Consider the following 17,228-nt stretch of genomic DNA (forward strand, 5'->3'; position numbering starts at 1 on the left):
CTATCGGGTTATAGGATAAGATTAACTGCGCTTAACTTATTAGCGTTGAAATGGCGGGCCCCCCCATATGACAAAAAAGAATCTCCTCGAGAAATATTTGCACGCCCGTCCGGGCAAGCGGATTGCACGCAAGGAAGAAGGCAACACCCTTGTTTTGATTGCCGCGATCACTATGGGCTTGATAGTCGCGCTGATTTTCTTCTGCCTGAATTACACGAGACTGCTCGGAAGTAACGCAGAACAGAAGAAAGCCATCGACGCCGCAGCATTGGCGGCTGCCGCCGACATGAGCAGCATTGTCATAGACACCCCAGAGATGGGCTATGTATCACTGTCTGACCAGGCGCCGGTAGGCAAGGTGACCAAAGCCGGCGATCAATACTTCCTGCCGATTCGCGGCATCAACACAATCATCGGCACAGCCAGGTTAGATGCCATTATCGCTGACAAAATGCCAAATACTTCGGTGATGTCGGTTTTGGCACAAAACGATCTGGCCGCCGCAAAATCTGTAATCACTCAGTTAACTACTGTGTTGCAGAAGTCCCTGACTGCAAGTGGTTCTCCTCTAGCAAAAGATAGGGACGGCAACCCTGTCAATGTTTATGCAGATGCGCAGAACGCATACACTGCAAACCTCATCCGCATGACAGGCTCCTCGTCTTACGTGCCGAACTCGATGCAATTGACTCTCGGGTCTCTGGACATACCAAGTGACACAAACATTCCTATACCGCAGCCAACCAACATCGCCTCGATCCCTGCAAATCTAGTGCAGGGAAACAATTACAAGGCGTTTGTGAATATTCCCTATAAAGGAGTGAATTACGTTTTTGGTGGCATAGGCGACACAGCTCGACTCGTCGATCTCGGACACTTTGTCGCCAGCAATCCAAATGTTGCCTATCAAGTGCCGACCATTGTGAAGGCCGAATGCGATCAAATCATCAAGACGTCATCTTCTCCGAACGGAGCTAAATTTCATACTGCTTCGTGCGCACAGGCAAGCAGCACGTTCGACCCTAAACCAGCGCCAGGAGCCATTGCGATCGAATTTCCCGATGGTCAGGTGCCTGAATTTCAGAAACCAGGCGACCTGTTAACGAAGCTTCCGTCGGTCGCTGCAACGGTACAGACCTCGAGCGGCGGCGATTACCCCGTTACCGCCTCAGGGATGAGCAGCACCCCCGACCCGTGGCCGCCGAACGTCAACAGTCACAGCATTCGCGATGCATGGGAAGTAACACTATATGACTGGGTGAGACGAGCCGGAACGAAAGCAAATATCACTGCCGTTTTGAATATGCAAACCAGTGCTTTTGGTCCGCCACCTCCTGACGTGGATTGGTACGCGGAATTATCGAACACTCCTCCTCTGACAAACATCACAAGCACCTTCTCACCAGCCGGTAAACTGAAAGTACCAATGGGCACTATGCACGCGTACAAGTGGGATCCAAACGGCATGGTGCAATATAAGCAGACAACGACGGTTGCCTATCCTTATGAGGTAGTAAGCGAAAATCAACTGTATGCCGAAGTCGCCGGTATCGATAACGGTGCCTTCACAAGTACAGTGCCAACACTCGATTTCAAAGAAATCAAAGTACCTATGCCTTCCGGGATCAAAGGGAAGAAGGGAGCGGTGTCAGGGTCGATTCACGCGGAAGTGACGTTCCTTCCCTACTTTGACATGTATGTGCGAGATCAATGCAGAGTGAACGGGCTGCAGAAAGGTGGCAAACATGGCGGCGAGCCTCTAAACGACGCGCTTGTAGCGTTCGACTTGAACTCAAATGCAAGAAGTGAAATCGCAGCAAACATTGTCCGAGGCGGTCTCGACTATGGAGCCAGCGGCAGCGGAGCAGGAGGGTACGACTCGGGATTTGTCTCCCCTACACCGCCACCTCCCAACGGAGTAGGAAACGGGCAGGGATCGCCGCCTATCCTCTCGGCGCAGTCCGACTTCGGAGACAACCCTACGGCGCGAGCGAAAAACTTTTCATATCCCCCTCCGTACGTGCAATATGAATTAGGACAGTCCGCAGGCGAAGTTCGTAAGTCATATCAGAAGACAGCGTTGACGGGTAGCATACGATTCAGAAGGCAGGTACAAATCTCAGGCAATATGTCTCTGGCAGTCGGTGGACCGACCTCAAGCGAACCAACTGATATAGGCTATCTGGCAGGTCGTCGCGGTATCAATGGCGGTATCGTCTACACCGTCAATGACCCTGCTGATCCTCTCAAGATCTTCCCGGATCTCGACATCGCGGATGACTTCAAAGAAAAATAGCGGATAGCCCAACAACTTGCCGCCAAGCGAACCATCAGTGCGTCCACGAGGCGCGAGATTCTTTGAGAGGAAGAATCCACTTAGCCGGCCATAAACTGACTGGGGTCGACGCGAGATCAGCCGTACGATCGATCAGATCTTGGGCTGGTCTTCCATTTAATGACACCAACGACTGAACTCTAACAATTGGTCTGAACCCCAGATCACCTTGCAGCCCCGCTGCCACTGCATGAGCATATTGGAGCATCATATCCGGTATCACTCGCATGTTTTGCACTTGCAATGGCGTCATGGAGTATTCCGGCTCTATGACACCATTCATCCCCGTTTCCGGATTGACAAAAATCATTTTGAATCCTTTGCAACTTTTGTCTCTCAGCATCATTCGCCAGGCAAAACGCTGTCCCTGCTCTGTCCAGCTAGTATCACCGGGGTATAAAAATCTTCGCAACGGCACGAGAACTTGAACGGCTATGTAAAGGTAAACAAAGCAGATCAAGAGCGGCTGAGTTTTTTTCAGCTTAACAGAGGGAGAAACCGCAGGGCAGGAAATCTTGCAACGCTGAGCGAATTTAAGCGGCCAGTCTTCACGAGCGAATATGCCGAGTGTAGCAATCATGAAGAAAGGAAAAATATCAATGCTGAAAAGTGAAGAGTTCAATAGATGAAAGACGCACAAAACTACCGCCGCTGGCAAAAAGGTAGGCTGCCACCACAATAAGAATCCTGCCGTCAAGTCAATTACGATGCCACCGTATGTGACTAGAGGTACAAACCACGGTTGAAGAAACAGACTCGATACAATCGGACCCAGAACCGGACCTACAAGTGGATGGGCAGCGCGATCAGTAATCCACGCTGATTGCGGATAACCTTGCAGCCAATCCACATTGAGCTTGGCAAGACCACTATAGAAATACACAATCAGAAATTGAAATCTAAATAGATCGACCTGCCACCTCGGCACGATCGGTGCTAACTTGAGCCGGTGAGCATCGATGGAAAACAATCGGTGCGCATCGACTAAACTAAAAAGCAAACTGAGCAAACAAATTAAATAGGTATGGTTCTGATAGATGGATTTCTCACACAAAAAAATCCACGAATAAGAGAAAAAAAGCAATATGCACGCAGCTCTGTAATAAAAGCCAATGCCTACCATGAAGGCTAGAATCGCGATAGCCCAAAGATGCATATACAGTCCAACGCCGTGCAATGGCACCACCCCTGGAAAGAAGGTGAAGTGAAAGTTCGATGAAAGAATATCGACCCATCCCTCGCGAAAGTACTCGATCACAAGAGCAATCATTGAAATAGAAAAGCAAATTCGAAAAACGGCCAGTGATGCAACACTTACAGGCGCTTCCAAATAGGCAGAAAATTTGAAAGCAGGGCTTTTCAACTGTGAGTCAGCGGTGTTATCCTCAGCCATAACCTAAGAATAGCAGTTAAGACATGACGTCATCAAAGAAACTACAATCTGTTGCTGCACTGCTCGCCAGCTGTTGCTTGTCTGGTTGCATTCAAAACAATGTCAAATTAAGCTCACCGCATTCAACACCACTGGGGGACAGTCCAAACCAGTCAGCGAAAAGTCCCGAGAAAGCCGTACAAGTAATGCAGAAGCCACTATATCTGCAGCAAGGAGCTTTCGTCGAAAGACAAAACATTCACTCATCCAGGGGATTGACCGAATGGTATTTTCATTGCTATCCGCATTTTGACTATGATGTGACAACCAATCCACTCAAACCAAATCAAATCTCATTGAGGATCAAGAAAGTGACTCTGACTATTTCTTGCCCGGTTACGGTGCGAATCGGCAAACAAGAAAAGTCGACCATAGACCACGAAAATGGTCACGTTCAAATCGTTAAAGACATTTATCAGAATGCAGGATCTGCTGCAAAAGAAGCATGCTTGAGAGTTATTGGTTCTCAGTTTGATGGGACCGGAACTGACAGGAACGAAGCCACTGCAGATGCAATCGATCAAGCATCAAGAGCGGTGTGCAAATATTACACAGGAAAAACTGTTGCCGTCGTTAATGCGATATCGGCGAACTATGACGAAATAACTCAGCATGGAAACAAAAAAATTCCTATTCCTGAGGCTATAAAACTGGCAACGGAGAAATACAGAAACAAAGACGGTAACTAGTCGGAGATCCGCACTATTAGACCGTTCCCAGAAGAGCATAAGCGCAGTCAAGCACGCTACACCGTATACCACCGGCACGTTAAAATGTGGTGACAGCGCGATTAGCCCACACGTAGACGTGGAACATCTCCAGAAGATACCCTGACACACGGCATCAAATTTTACGCGCATCACCTTGAGGTGTTTATGCCAACGGCAAAATCGATAAGTTTCAAAATGCAATCAGATCGTTCGCAGAAGGGAGCAACACTTGTTCTCATCGCGGCAGTAACTCTGGGAGTCGTTGTATCTTTGATTTGGTTTTGTCTAAACTACGCGCGCTTACTGGGAAGCAACTCGGAACAAAAGAAAGCCATCGAATCTGCAGCTCTTGCGGCGGCGGCCGATGTCAGTGCCATAGTATTGCCGACTGCAGAGTTCGGCTATGTCTCGCTTTCTGACCAGGCTCCGATCGGCAAGGCAACTGTAGCCGGAGATCAGTACTACCTCCCCGTGAGAGGCGTCAACACTCTCATCGGAACGGCTCGAGTGGACGCACTCATCGCATCTGAGCTCTACAAAATAGACTCTTCACCTGTGTGGATGGAGCTCGTCCAACTAGACATGGACAACACCAAAAGCGTGATCAAGCAATTGACGGATGTAGTCACAGCATCGCTGACTCAAAGCGGTTCGCCGCTCGCTTTAGACCGCGACAGCAATCCGATCAACGTCTACACTGACGCCGAAACAGCATACACGCAGAATTCGATTCGTATGTCCGGCTCTTCAAATTACGTCCCGAAGTCGCTGGTTTTGACACTGGGCGAGTTGTCCACTCCATCTGACACGAACATACCGGTTCCTCAACCATCGGGAACCTACCCGGTCAACCCGAGTTTGCAACAAAACGGCAATTATAAATCGTACGTCAATATTCCAGTTGCAACGCCAACAGGCAATATGGATTTTGTCTTCGGCGGAATCGGAGCAACAAGCCGACTGGTCGACGAAAAGGTTTTCGTGACAAGCGCTCCGTCTCTGCCCTACCATGTACCAACGATCGTCAAGGCCGAAGCAGACCAGATCATCAAGACTTCTCAGACTCCGAACGGCGCAACTTTTCACAGCGCAGCTTGTGCGCAACCGTCCAGTGTCTTCGACGTTCGTCCAGCACCAGGCGCAGTAGCGATAGAGTTCCCGGACGGGCCGCTGCCCACTCTGGTGCAACCCGCGTCACTTCTCACCAGCGACTACCTCAACAAGGGTACTGATTGCGACGTCCTCTCATCGGTAGGAGACTACCCCAAGGATGCCGGGTCAATGCTCGACGATTCTTGCCCAAGTTGCCCCACTACCGTCACCGACAACAAAATTGCCGATGTCTGGAGAATAACCCTTTATGACTGGTTCAGGAGGGGTGGTGTAAGAGCCAACATCAGCGACATCGTCAACGCACAGAAGACTGCTTTTAACGCTCCACCGGTAGCCAACGTCGATTGGATCACAGAACTCAGCACCACTCCGCTGAAAAATACAAATCTCTCAGCCCCTCCAGTTTCCGGACCACAAATCCCATTTGGCATTATGCACATCTACAAGTTCGACAGTAATGGCAATGTCGTCTACAAGAGCCAACCTGTCGCGCCATATCCGTACGAAGTGGTAGGAGATCGACAACTTTATGCGGAAAAGTTGGGCAAAGATGCCGGACCGCCTGCAACTTCAGATTTCATCATGCCGGCGGCTCAACTACCAACTCTAACTTTCACCAATGTTGTGTTACCTGATATTGGCAATGGTGGCGGCGGAAAGGGTCCTGGCAAACCTGATGATAAAAAAGACAAAGGTGGTCCGGGTATCCCAGGTGGCAACATCATATTCACACAGGCGATTGATGTCTATGTTCGAGATCAGTGTCGAAACCTGGAAGCAGGGACTGGCAGCGCTCCAAAGCATGGTGGCGAACCACTGAATGACACACTCATGGCAATGAACGCGTTAGACTCACACAAGTCAATCGCTATGAACCGCCGTTCGAATGACTACGGTTCTGGCGGAGTGGGCGCGAAGGGACCACCTCCCGGTCCAAAAGGTGGCGGAGCCAACCCGTTGCTGGGAGCGCAAAGCGACTTTGGCGACAACATTGCTCCAGCAGAACCAACCCTCACCTTCTCTCAAGCGGCTTCTCCATCCAAGCGCCCCACGTATGAAACAACAGGGCTGACCGGAAGCATTCGTTTCAGAAGGCAAATACAAGTCACAGGGTCTGTGCTTGACGTTTTGACCGGTATTTTGGGTAGCAAAACCGACATTGGATACGTCGGAGCCAAATTTGCCGGTATCAAAACCTATTACACTCCAGTGAGCGACACAGTCACGGTAGTTGACGACCTGCTCGACAAGTAACCCATGGAGCGCGCCCGTCCCGGGCGCACTCACCCGCTAGCTTTCACTAGCGGTTACAGCTGGCTGCGGCTGCGACGGTTTAGGCTTGTTGAAAATAAAGTGGTTGACGATACCAAGAACAATAACCAGAGCCGCAAGACCGCCGATAGCAATGAGTCGGTCGTGAGCGGTCGAAGCCTCACCCAACTCAAGCAGTTCATGCGAAAGAAGCGCGCTCGCAGCCATAGCCCCTGGAATCAAGATCAAATTCTCGTGCCCATCAACAAGGCGTTGATAGAATGCGGGCGCCATCGCACACATCAGAATACCCGCAACGGTGGCTGCGATGAGCATGCCCGATGTCGGTTCAGGATGCACGAAGTAGTTTGATCCAATCGGCAAAGCTACTGCTGAAGCCAGCAGTAAAACGGTCAAACCGCGCTTCTCTTTTGTATCTCTAATAAAGATACTGAGCACGACGACAAGCAAGAAACCGGCATAAAGAGCTGCGCTTGTGTAGCTGTGCGTGAGGTTGACACCAGTGACGTTGGGATTGTACTGAGCAACAAATGTTTGAACCAGGGCCTTGACTGCCCAAAATATGCCAGCCACGTAAGCAGTACCAGATTTGGTGGCAACCAACATCGTACCCGCCAACACCAGCACACCCAGCATGCCGAAGAGTCGGCTGGCGACCAGTGTGAAAATTCCGATATAAATCAGCTGCTTGAGACCTTTTACTGTTGCATCTTCTTCTTTATCATCCGTGGTCTGCAAGAGATACGCAAAGATAAAACCGGCACCAGCAATTGCAGCGATCTTTGTCATCGTGGCGGCATCAATCACTTTGGTGATTATGCATAAGACATAAAGTCCACCTGTGACGGAAAGTATGATTCGTTTCAAATACGCCTTATCGCCTTTTGCAAACAGTGGTCTCTGCAGCCAACGCAAACACATCGATACAGCAATCGTGCCCAGCACTATAGACTCTTGTATGACATTACTGACAGTGCTGCCGCCGACGTTCGCCCAGTAGACAGTCACCAACCAGGTCAAGCTGGGCAGGAGATCTTCCAGCGTAGATTTTTCCGGTTGCAACAGATTGTCCGAAACTTTCCACACGAAAAGACCGGCAATCATCGCAGCTATCGCAGGCTCCGACGATGCAGGCAGCGCCATGCACGCACCGACGAACATAGCCAACATCAATATCGATCGCTCGAAAGGCAAAAAGTTCAATCGGGAAAGTAAAAATGGAACCAACATGGCAGGAGCGAAATAGAGTGCCATAGAAGCTATAGTCAGCGCGCCGAGGTGAGCCAGGCCAAACAGTGCCAGAAACGGAACTAGAACAAATGCTGCCACCTTTAAAGACGGAGCGAGCGTTTTGGCTGACAACTCAGTCCACTCTTTTCCACGCAGAAAAAACCAGAAGAACACAACGGCAGCGGTACCAAAAAATAGGATCAGTGTGTTGGTCGACAACGTAGCCATGTGATCCTCACCTCGTATGGATGTAGCGTGTTAGACTGAGACTGTATTTCAAGAGGCTGGCTATGAGATTCGCCTACCCGTTGCTCTTTATTCTACTTGCAATTATCTCTGCCAGTACGTGGATTTCGTCTCTTGTATTCGCTGATCCGAAGGACGAAGCGATCACATTTTTAACAGATATCAAATCTGGCAAACTTGCGAGAACAGTCAAGCACTTTGGCGGAAACGCTTGCCGCTGCCCAGCTAAAGGCGGTTGGGGCTCATACTTGATCTATCAGTCAGGTCAAGAGCCGAATCTTGCATTCATGACCGGACATGATTTCGAGATCGGAAAACCAACATCGACAAAAATGGAAAACACAAAGTCCTATTTGGTTCCGTGGGAACGACCTGAAGATTCTGCAGTAGACGTGCCGATCTCATTCGATGAGAAACGCTACGCACCGGTATTTCTGCCGCTTCCAATGGCTTACGGAAAAACGATGACGGAAGAAGAATTCGACAAGTTTTTACAAGATCCTGACAAGGATTCCTGGAAGGGTTTTACCCTCAGATTTCGACCCAGCATCAAACCAGGCAGCATCGCACCACCGACAGAGCCGCTTCCACCCGAGGCTGCTACAGAATTTGAAGCATTGCAGAAGAATGGTGCGAAGAAAAACGACGAAGAGAAATTACCACCCAAAGAATCTACAGACGATGCAATCAAAGAAGCGTTGGGCTCTGAAGCAACCGAGTATCTTCATCCCAAAGAGGCCGGTGCGGTTGTTCGCAGCGACGGAACGACGATTCCATGGCAAGAGATAGAAGCAAAACTTCCGCGACTGAAAAATTCTATCCTGCGATTACACGTGGTCAGGCGTGGACAGATAAAAGACTGGACGATTTATCACTTCGGGCTGATGGACCCAGTTCTCGTCGAAGGTGCAAAGGAAATTCATTTCACGCACGACCGGCGTCCATCCTGAATTCTCACGCTGATATCTCTTTCTCGGCTCGACTTACCGCATCAGGCTCAGCCAAAATGCCAACGCGATTGTACGCCTTCCAGGTTTCGTCCCACTGCAAAACAACGTAGCTGGTCTTGGAATATTTGGTGGACAGACGTGTAATCTGTGCCCTTCCTTTTGGAACAAGAACATACGCATCTAACTGCGCGCACGACTGGCAGAACGCTTCCGTGTCGTCTTCAATGTTATTGAGTTTGACAACATCGCCTCGCGTCAGCTTCTTGTCGCAGTTATGGCAACGCGAGGCACGCGTTAAAACGTAAACGGCATTTCGTTTCTTCGTGGTACTACCGGCTTCCGTCACTTAACGAACCAACTCATCTCTACCGGCAATCGAAGCATGACCGTCCGGAGCGGTCAGAGCCGCGCGCAAACCATAATCCTGGGCAATCTTCATATCAACGGCATCGAGAAACTTTTTACCGCCGTTTCCGTTCATGTGCGCGGTATCCCTGAAGTCACTGATGACGAATCTGGCTGGGTCATTCAAATTCAAAAACTTACAGTTGTTTTCTGCCACCAGCTTTTCAGTGACAGACATGTACTTGTCGTACATTCCAGGCGGCATCACTGACATGTTTGCCGGCATCAGAGGCATATTAACGACGAGCACTTCGATGTTCCTATCACGCAAGAGCTTGAGCAGCCTTGATAAAAATTGCGACTCAGCACGAAACAACTCACTCTTGTCACCACGAAATCTCGAACGATACTCGTTTGTATTATCCTCATAAAGCGAGAGTTTATGAGGCTCCATCACAAATTCGCCTTCCTCGGCAATGGCTTTCAGCTTGGCGGCGAGCGTCTTGTTGCGTTCGGCGTCTGTGACCGGATTAAGAGCTACTTGAGGACTCTGTATTGGGGAAAGGAATTTCTGACTGGTCTCCTCAGCAATGGCTTGCATTTGCAAGCGCTTACCCCAGAGCACGAAATATCGTCCCCACAGGTAGTCTGCGCGCTGCCATACTTGCGGCATAGCGATATCGACGATATCCGCTACGTCCATAAACTGACTGAAATATCGGTATGGATGACTGGTGGCGGGGTATTGAACATGGTGCTCGATGAAATCGCGCAAGGTAATACCAAGCACTACAACTTTGGGCTTGCGCTCACCGTCAAGCAGATACCGAGCCACCATGTAATCGTCGGAGATCATTCCGCCCGGCAGCCCCAGATTGACGCACGAGAATTTCTTCGGACCGATCAAGCCTGAGAGCTGGTCTTGCATATAGATGCTGTGGTCGTGATGCACACAGTCGAAAGTCTTGTTCAGATAATCTGCATCGAGCATCGGCGTAGGTATCATAACCAGCGAAGATCCCAACAGCACCACATCTGGTGCCGACGGCGCCTTCAGGTAGGATTGCGTGCGCCACCACTCCCACGAGTGCGGCGACGGCAGACGAGTCGGGTCCACTTTTCCGAATGGATTGGCAATTACCAGAGTCAGATCGACACACAAAAAAAGTATTGCCGCCCAGAAAAATTTCGAGCGCCATATCGTCTGCAGTTGTATTGCTTGCTCTGTGTTCATTTCGCCACATGCCAAGAGAGAACATCTTACGTTAAATTCGGACTCTGACGAGCCCAGACGCCGGGCGTAGAGATAAACTATTTAAAAGAACGTCTGGCGCACCGCCAGCGTCGAACCCGGCATCATATGAATTTCCTCCAATCTTCACGCTCTATGACGTATCCAGGAACCTACTGATGTTTCTGTTTTACGTCGCGTCAACCATTCCTTATCTCGCCATCGTGCTGACCACGCTGGGTTTGATCTTCTATTTCTTGAGGAAGAAACGCGAACAAGCCGCTTTGTACAACGTAGCCTGCCTGATCTATGGAGCGATTGCCGTTGCTGCTGCGTTCCTGCTGCGCGGAGACGGCTTCGATTTCATCCGCCTGCTGTCAATCGGCGCGTTCCCCTGCGGTTTTCTGCTGTTTGCCATGTTCACCGCTCTGGCGCTACCCAAGCTGAAACTGCTGGCCGGCTACTTTGTCTTCATGTGCATCGTAATTGCCGGCATCGGAATCGATGCGTTTTTCATCGAGCCTCATTCATTACAAATGGACCATGTGCAAATCGAATCAGCAAAACTGAAGCAACCAATGCGAATTGCTGTCGTGACCGATTTACAGACAGACCATGTTTCAGATTACGAGAAATCGGCTCTCGAGAAAGTGCTCGCCGAAAAACCTGACGTCATTGTTTTTCCTGGTGACTATGTTCAATCAAACGGCAGTCGAGGTCCGGTAGTTTGGGAACGGCAGAAGGTGTTGCTCAATCAACTTTTCAAAGACGTCAAACTGTCTGCACCTAAAGGTGTGTTCGCAGTGGGAGGCAATTGCGAAGACGAGAATTGGCCGAAGATTTTTTCGGGTCTGCCTGTCACCTGTTTTCCCGAGAGCGCAACGATTGATTGCGGCGATTTTGTCGTGACAGGCTTGACGCTCGAAGACTCGTTCAACCAGAAGTATCCGTTCAAACACAGCGACAAATTTCACATCGTCGTCGGTCACGGTCCAGACTATGCGCTCTCAAGCACAGATGCGGATCTTCTGACAGCAGGGCACACACACGGCGGACAGGTCGTTATCCCGGGTTACGGTCCACCCATGACTTTGTGCCATGCACCAAGAGAGTGGGCTCAAGGCTGCGTGAAAGAAATTCATCCCGGCACGACACTGATCCTCTCACGAGGAGTAGGAATGGAACGTCACTTCGCACCGCGCATGCGCTTTCTGTGCAAGCCGCAAATAATAATCGCCGACATCGTCCCCAGGAAATAATCCGTATTTTCTGGCGCCTCTTTTGTGTTCAATCTTCCAATTTATCTTGGGGAAAAGTGTCTTGATTTCGAGGCATGCCGAAAGCTCGACTTCAAGGTATTTACCTTGATTTCGAAGGATTTTTCTTCTCACAAATTCTCTTTATTTGGGGTACTCCTCGTGATATATTGAATTCATCAACTTTTCTATTTCTTTTACGTCAGTGAGTTCACTCGCGTACGAGTCCAACTAAAAGTAGCGACAGACAATCAGCAAGAACAGAGGCGCAGCCTCATAAGGAGACGACCATGCTTGTGATGGATGAAAAGGCCAAACATGAAGCGATGATGAAGAAGATCGAGGCTGGAGAGAAGCTCGAGTCTCCTGATGAGATCACTGCTGAATATAAGGAACACCTTCTCACTCTTATGATTGCTCAAGCCGACTCCGAATTGGCGGGAGCCTATGGATACATTCCGTGGATCGAAGGCGCTCCGACGGTCGCTGAAAAGTTGGCGATGGCCAACATCGTTAAAGACGAAGTGCGTCACGGCAAAGCCATGTACGACCTTCTCGATCGGCTTGGTGTCGACGTTTACAAGCTCATTAATGAAGATAAGATGAAACATCGCATGCAGGTCTTCTACGAACCCATCGAGACATGGGCTGACCTCGTCATGTTCAACTTCCTCATGGACAGAGCCGCAGGCCACCAGCTCAAAGACGCTATCGAATGCAGCTGGGGTCCCTGGTCGCGCACGATGATCCAGATCGAAAAAGAAGAATGGATGCACGTCAAACACGGCGAAACCTGGGTTAGAAAGCTTGCTGCCGACCCGGCCACAAAAGCCGATGTACAGCGCGCGCTCGATTTCTGGTTCCCCAAAGTCAATAAAGTCTTTGGCAAAGCCGACACCGAAAGCAATAAGGAATATCAGAAGTTCAAGCTCAAACAACGCGACAATCACGACGTCCGCGTCTCCTGGTACGAAGAGATGACGCCTCTTCTGAAGAGTTATGGATTAGTTGTTCCAGCAATCACTGTTGTCGAGTGATATAAAAGAGCAGTCCACGCGGTATTATGGTGGCTTCGTTCCCACTGTAAAAAACGTCTGTGCCAATACAGTCAGAAGTGTTCATGTGGAATAGTCAGATTGAGAGTCTGGCCAGAGCCGACCTCGAGCAGTTGCAACTACAGCGACTGATTCAGACGGCTCATCGCACTTACGAACGCGTGCCCTTTTACAAAAAAGGTTTCGATGAGGCCGGCATACGACCAGATTCAATCAAGTCGCTTGCCGACCTCAAACATCTGCCTTTTACGCGCAAAACCGACCTGCGCGAGAATTATCCGTTCGGGCTATTTTCAGAACCTCTAAGCGGCGTCAACCGGCTGCACTGCTCATCGGGCACTAAAGGCAAGCCGACAGTCGTTGGCTATACAAAAGCCGACATCGAGAATTGGGCAGAGGTTGTAGCTCGCTCGCTTGCTGCTGCCGGCGCCCGCCCGGGCGATATCATTCACAACAGCTATGGATACGGACTTTTCACCGGTGGACTCGGAGTGCACTATGGCGCCGAGAAATTGGGGGCGACTGTTGTCCCCGCATCTGGTGGCAGAACCCAACAGCAGATTTTGCTGCTGCAAGATTTCAAAGCAAGAATTCTGTGCTCGACACCTTCCTACGCTCTCAATATAGCCTACACGCTGCAGGAGCTTAACATCGAACGAGATTCCATCAACCTTGATATTGGAATCTTCGGCGCCGAACCGTGGACCGAAGAGTTCAGAACTCAGATTGAAGGTCTGCTAAAAATTCGAGCTCTCGATATTTATGGACTGAGTGAAGTTATGGGTCCGGGAGTATCAATGGAGTGCCTGCAGGGCAGAAGTGGATTGCACATCTGGGAAGACCATTTCTTGCCGGAGATTATCGATCCCCAAACAGGCGAACAACTGCCTTACGGCGCGGAAGGTGAACTCGTCTTCACCTCGCTGACCAAAGAAGCAATTCCAGTGATTCGTTATCGCACAGGCGATATCTCGAAACTGAACATCGAGCGCTGTGCTTGCGGACGCACAATGGTGCGAATGGCTCGCGTCAAAGCCCGTCTTGACGACATGCTGATCATTCGCGGCGTTAATCTCTATCCATCCGAAATTGAGAAAGTACTGATGCAGATAGACGAGCTGGCACCACACTATCAGCTCGTTCTCGAACGCAAAAAGGCACTGGACACGCTGGAAGTGCAGGTGGAAATTACTGAGCACTTGTTGCAGCGTTTCGGCAAGTTCGAAGATGGTCAGGTTGAACTTTCCTCGCTCACTGAAAAAATTCAAGCATTACTGAAAGACGGAATGGGTCTGACAGCAGATGTCACCCTTCTGAAACCGAAGTCGATTGCGCGCAGCGAGGGCAAAGCCGTTCGCGTTATCGACCGAAGAAAAGAGAATAACTAGCCAGAGTGGCTTACCGGAAAAGGAGAGTCGGGATGAAGGCGGGATTGGAAATCGGGCAGTCTGCGGAGATAGATATTCTAGTCACCAAAGACATGCGCACTGAATTCGTCGGCGAAACAGTGCACGATTTGTACTCGACCTCCGACCTCGTCAACCATATCGAATGGGCTGCACGTAAATGCCTGATGCCCTTTCTAGAAACCACGGAAGAAAGCATGGTTTCTCACGTAGACATATCGCACCTGACCCTGACCGTTACGGGCATGAATGTGCGCGTCAAGGCGACAGTGAGCGAAATCAGAGACAAAAAAATCGTTTGCGACGTAGAAGCTTTCAACACGCGCGGCAAAATTGCCCGCGGCACAGTAACGCAATCAATAATTGAACGAACCTGGCTCGAAAACAAAATGAAAGAGCTTTCGCTCATCAATCAGCTCGCGCTGAACTTTCAGGTAGCAGCTGCAGAACAATCCAAACGATAGAGGAAAAAAAATGGTCAAGCTCGTTGCACTATATAAGAAACCCGCGAACGTACAGGACTTCGACGACCAGTATTTCAATACTCACTTGCCGCTAGCCAACAAGATGCCGGGCTTGAAGAAAGTCGAAGTTGCACGCATAACAGGCAGCCCGGCAGGCGAATCAGAATATCACCTCATGGCAGAACTCTACTTTGACAGCAAAGAAGACATGCAAGCTGCAATGTCGTCGCCCGAAGGACGTGCTTCAACGAAAAACCTGATGAGTTTCGCCAAGGACGTTGCATACTTTATGTTTGCGGACATCGAAAAGATACCCGCCGGCGCCAACACTTAAATAATTCGCTTCTTCTAAACGAGCAAACAAGGAGCCTGAATATGGCGCAATCGCCTTCGATCGAAACTTCCATCACAGGCGCAGCGCCTGAATCATTTGGGTTTCGCCGAATCATCTACGCAAAGAACGGTTTCGTATCCACAATTACGATCAACCGCCCCGACGTACTCAACTGCTTCGACTACACCACCTTGAAAGAGCTGGCGACAGCCTTTCTTGATTCCAGCGTCGATGACAAGATTGCCGTGATCGTCATTACAGGCACTGGCGACAAAGCATTCTGCACTGGAGCCGACCTGAAAGAGCAGGATGAGCACATTCTCAAGAAGCCGAATGATTATTACAAGTGGATGTACGCGTTCATCGAAATGCACGATCGCTTGCGCAATATCGGAAAGCCTACAATCGCCAGATTGAACGGCATGGTAGTAGGCGGCGGTAACGAGCTCAACATGGCTTGCGACCTGGCTGTAGCTGCAGACCATGTCACCATCAAACAAGTCGGAGCAGCCAGAGGCAGTGTCGCAGCCGGTGGCGCCACACAGTGGTTGCCACTGATTATCGGTGACCGCCGGGCTCGCGAAATGCTCCTCTTGTGCGAAAACATCGACGCTTACACAGCGCTTGATTGGGGACTGGTCAACCAGGTGGTTCCATACTCGATGCTCGACGAAGCGGTGAATAAGTTAGCCGAAAAATTGTATGACAAGCTGCCTGAATGCACTCGCTATACCAAACAGCAGCTCAATTTCTGGCGCGATTTCTCATGGTCGATGACTATTGGACACGCGCGCGATTGGCTGTCACTACATGCAGGCGCGCCGGAAACTGCAGACGGCTTGAGAGCGTTCCGCAAAAAAACAGAAATGGATTACGCCGCGATTCGGGCACGAGCATCCCAACCGGCAGAAGGTGCAAAATGCAAATCTTGCAATTCGCACTTACCTGCAGGATTTAAATTCTGCGGCGCATGCGGAGAAAAAATAGAGTAAAGATTTTGGACGGAAGACCGCCGAACCAGTACACACAAGGAGATGGAGATGATGACTTTGACCTATCAGAACATAACCACAGCGGTTGAAGATCAAATCGGGATCGTTACTTTGAATCGACCCAAAGTGCTGAACGCCCTCAACCATGAATTGATGGGCGAGTTAGTCAAAGCCCTCGAAGCTTTCGACCGTGACGACGCCGTTCGCGTTATCGTTCTCACCGGTGGGGAGCGCGCCTTTGCTGCCGGCGCCGACATCAAAGAGATGTCGGAAGAAACCACAGTCAGCATCATGGACAAAGATCAGTTCTCGACCTGGGATCGCATCAAACTGATCAGAAAGCCTATAATTGCCGCCGTAAGCGGCTACGCTCTGGGTGGAGGTTGCGAGCTCGTCATGAACTGCGACATCATCGTCGCCTCCGAAACAGCACAATTCGGACAACCTGAAATCAATCTTGGTGTCATACCTGGTGCCGGTGGAACTCAGCGCTTAACGCGCATCGTCGGCAAGTACAAAGCCATGGAACTTATCCTCACCGGTCGTCCATTCACAGCCAATGAAGCCTTGCAGCTGGGATTGGTGAACAAAGTCGCCCCAGTGGAACTGTTCCTCGAAGAAGCAAAGACAATGGCTAAAGAGATCGCAAAGAAATCACCAATTGCGGTGAAGCTGGCTAAAGAGGCAATCATGAAGACGTTCGAAACCACCTTGAATGAAGGGCTGCAGTTCGAACGCAAAAACTTCTACATGCTGTTCTCATCGGAAGATCAGAAGGAAGGAATGAAAGCATTTATGGAAAAACGACAAGCGTCATTCAAGGGACGTTAGATCATCTTTGTGAAACCGCCAGAAGT

The 17,228-nt window shown here is 50.0% G+C and carries 15 protein-coding genes; 11 read left to right on the top strand and 4 right to left on the bottom strand.

Features of this window, described 5'->3' with window-relative positions:
- Positions 1 to 67 precede the first annotated feature (67 nt).
- A complete protein-coding gene (locus EKK48_01045; GenBank protein RTL45957.1) occupies positions 68 to 2,296 on the top strand; it encodes a hypothetical protein in 2,229 nt (742 codons plus the stop codon).
- Between the two features lie 34 nt (positions 2,297 to 2,330).
- On the opposite strand, the gene EKK48_01050 is transcribed toward EKK48_01045, so the two are convergent.
- Positions 2,331 to 3,728 (bottom strand): hypothetical protein, encoded by a 1,398-nt coding sequence (locus EKK48_01050; protein ID RTL45958.1) that lies wholly within the window; start codon positions 3,726 to 3,728, stop codon positions 2,331 to 2,333.
- Positions 3,729 to 3,751: 23 nt separating this feature from the next.
- Here EKK48_01050 and EKK48_01055 point away from each other — a divergent pair, with 23 nt between their 5' ends.
- Positions 3,752 to 4,456 (top strand): hypothetical protein, encoded by a 705-nt coding sequence (locus EKK48_01055; GenBank protein ID RTL45959.1) that lies wholly within the window; start codon positions 3,752 to 3,754, stop codon positions 4,454 to 4,456.
- Positions 4,457 to 4,642: 186 nt separating this feature from the next.
- On the top strand, positions 4,643 to 6,844 hold the full coding sequence (locus tag EKK48_01060; GenBank protein RTL45960.1) for a hypothetical protein: 2,202 nt from the start codon (positions 4,643 to 4,645) through the stop codon (positions 6,842 to 6,844).
- Positions 6,845 to 6,880: 36 nt separating this feature from the next.
- Here the strand turns inward: EKK48_01060 and EKK48_01065 are convergent, their stop codons facing one another.
- Positions 6,881 to 8,320 carry a hypothetical protein gene (locus EKK48_01065; GenBank protein ID RTL45961.1) on the bottom strand — a complete coding sequence of 480 codons (1,440 nt, stop codon included), beginning with the start codon at positions 8,318 to 8,320 and terminating at the stop codon, positions 6,881 to 6,883.
- A gap of 62 nt (positions 8,321 to 8,382) precedes the next feature.
- On the opposite strand from EKK48_01065, the gene EKK48_01070 reads away from it, so the two are divergent.
- Positions 8,383 to 9,288 carry a hypothetical protein gene (locus EKK48_01070; GenBank protein RTL45962.1) on the top strand — a complete coding sequence of 302 codons (906 nt, stop codon included), beginning with the start codon at positions 8,383 to 8,385 and terminating at the stop codon, positions 9,286 to 9,288.
- A 4-nt stretch (positions 9,289 to 9,292) separates the two neighbouring features.
- Here the strand turns inward: EKK48_01070 and EKK48_01075 are convergent, their stop codons facing one another.
- Together EKK48_01075 and EKK48_01080 are read right to left on the bottom strand one after the other, a co-directional pair.
- The gene (locus tag EKK48_01075) at positions 9,293 to 9,634 is read right to left on the bottom strand and encodes a hypothetical protein (GenBank protein ID RTL45963.1); all 342 of its coding nucleotides are present in this window, start codon (positions 9,632 to 9,634) and stop codon (positions 9,293 to 9,295) included.
- Positions 9,635 to 10,867, bottom strand: a complete 1,233-nt coding sequence (locus tag EKK48_01080; GenBank protein RTL45964.1) for a DUF1574 domain-containing protein — start codon at positions 10,865 to 10,867, stop codon at positions 9,635 to 9,637.
- 176 nt (positions 10,868 to 11,043) lie between these two features.
- On the opposite strand from EKK48_01080, the gene EKK48_01085 reads away from it, so the two are divergent.
- The 7 genes from EKK48_01085 to EKK48_01115 all read left to right on the top strand — a co-directional run bounded on the left by EKK48_01085 (position 11,044) and on the right by EKK48_01115 (position 17,202).
- Entirely contained in the window at positions 11,044 to 12,123 is a 1,080-nt protein-coding gene (locus EKK48_01085; GenBank protein ID RTL45965.1) for a hypothetical protein, read from the top strand.
- 287 nt (positions 12,124 to 12,410) lie between these two features.
- Positions 12,411 to 13,157 (top strand): hypothetical protein, encoded by a 747-nt coding sequence (locus EKK48_01090; protein RTL45966.1) that lies wholly within the window; start codon positions 12,411 to 12,413, stop codon positions 13,155 to 13,157.
- Positions 13,158 to 13,240: 83 nt separating this feature from the next.
- Entirely contained in the window at positions 13,241 to 14,563 is a 1,323-nt protein-coding gene (locus EKK48_01095) for a phenylacetate--CoA ligase (protein RTL45967.1), read from the top strand.
- A 32-nt stretch (positions 14,564 to 14,595) separates the two neighbouring features.
- Positions 14,596 to 15,045: a thioesterase gene (locus tag EKK48_01100; protein ID RTL45968.1), complete on the top strand. Its 450-nt coding sequence runs from the start codon at positions 14,596 to 14,598 to the stop codon at positions 15,043 to 15,045.
- 10 nt (positions 15,046 to 15,055) lie between these two features.
- Positions 15,056 to 15,379, top strand: a complete 324-nt coding sequence (locus tag EKK48_01105; GenBank protein ID RTL45969.1) for an EthD family reductase — start codon at positions 15,056 to 15,058, stop codon at positions 15,377 to 15,379.
- A gap of 41 nt (positions 15,380 to 15,420) precedes the next feature.
- On the top strand, positions 15,421 to 16,371 hold the full coding sequence (locus tag EKK48_01110) for a hypothetical protein (GenBank protein RTL45970.1): 951 nt from the start codon (positions 15,421 to 15,423) through the stop codon (positions 16,369 to 16,371).
- Between the two features lie 51 nt (positions 16,372 to 16,422).
- A complete protein-coding gene (locus EKK48_01115; GenBank protein RTL46242.1) occupies positions 16,423 to 17,202 on the top strand; it encodes an enoyl-CoA hydratase in 780 nt (259 codons plus the stop codon).
- Positions 17,203 to 17,228 lie beyond the last annotated feature (26 nt).

Source organism: Candidatus Melainabacteria bacterium (assembly GCA_003963305.1).
GTDB lineage: Bacteria > Cyanobacteriota > Vampirovibrionia > Obscuribacterales > Obscuribacteraceae > PALSA-1081.

Coding starts and splice junctions, on each gene's coding strand:
- EKK48_01045 (RTL45957.1), top strand. CDS start 68: ATGACAAAAAAGAATCTCCTCGAGAAATATTTGCACGCCCGTCCGGGC.
- EKK48_01050 (RTL45958.1), bottom strand. CDS start 3,728: ATGGCTGAGGATAACACCGCTGACTCACAGTTGAAAAGCCCTGCTTTC.
- EKK48_01055 (RTL45959.1), top strand. CDS start 3,752: ATGACGTCATCAAAGAAACTACAATCTGTTGCTGCACTGCTCGCCAGC.
- EKK48_01060 (RTL45960.1), top strand. CDS start 4,643: ATGCCAACGGCAAAATCGATAAGTTTCAAAATGCAATCAGATCGTTCG.
- EKK48_01065 (RTL45961.1), bottom strand. CDS start 8,320: ATGGCTACGTTGTCGACCAACACACTGATCCTATTTTTTGGTACCGCT.
- EKK48_01070 (RTL45962.1), top strand. CDS start 8,383: ATGAGATTCGCCTACCCGTTGCTCTTTATTCTACTTGCAATTATCTCT.
- EKK48_01080 (RTL45964.1), bottom strand. CDS start 10,867: ATGAACACAGAGCAAGCAATACAACTGCAGACGATATGGCGCTCGAAA.
- EKK48_01085 (RTL45965.1), top strand. CDS start 11,044: ATGTTTCTGTTTTACGTCGCGTCAACCATTCCTTATCTCGCCATCGTG.
- EKK48_01090 (RTL45966.1), top strand. CDS start 12,411: ATGCTTGTGATGGATGAAAAGGCCAAACATGAAGCGATGATGAAGAAG.
- EKK48_01095 (RTL45967.1), top strand. CDS start 13,241: ATGTGGAATAGTCAGATTGAGAGTCTGGCCAGAGCCGACCTCGAGCAG.
- EKK48_01100 (RTL45968.1), top strand. CDS start 14,596: ATGAAGGCGGGATTGGAAATCGGGCAGTCTGCGGAGATAGATATTCTA.
- EKK48_01105 (RTL45969.1), top strand. CDS start 15,056: ATGGTCAAGCTCGTTGCACTATATAAGAAACCCGCGAACGTACAGGAC.
- EKK48_01110 (RTL45970.1), top strand. CDS start 15,421: ATGGCGCAATCGCCTTCGATCGAAACTTCCATCACAGGCGCAGCGCCT.
- EKK48_01115 (RTL46242.1), top strand. CDS start 16,423: ATGACTTTGACCTATCAGAACATAACCACAGCGGTTGAAGATCAAATC.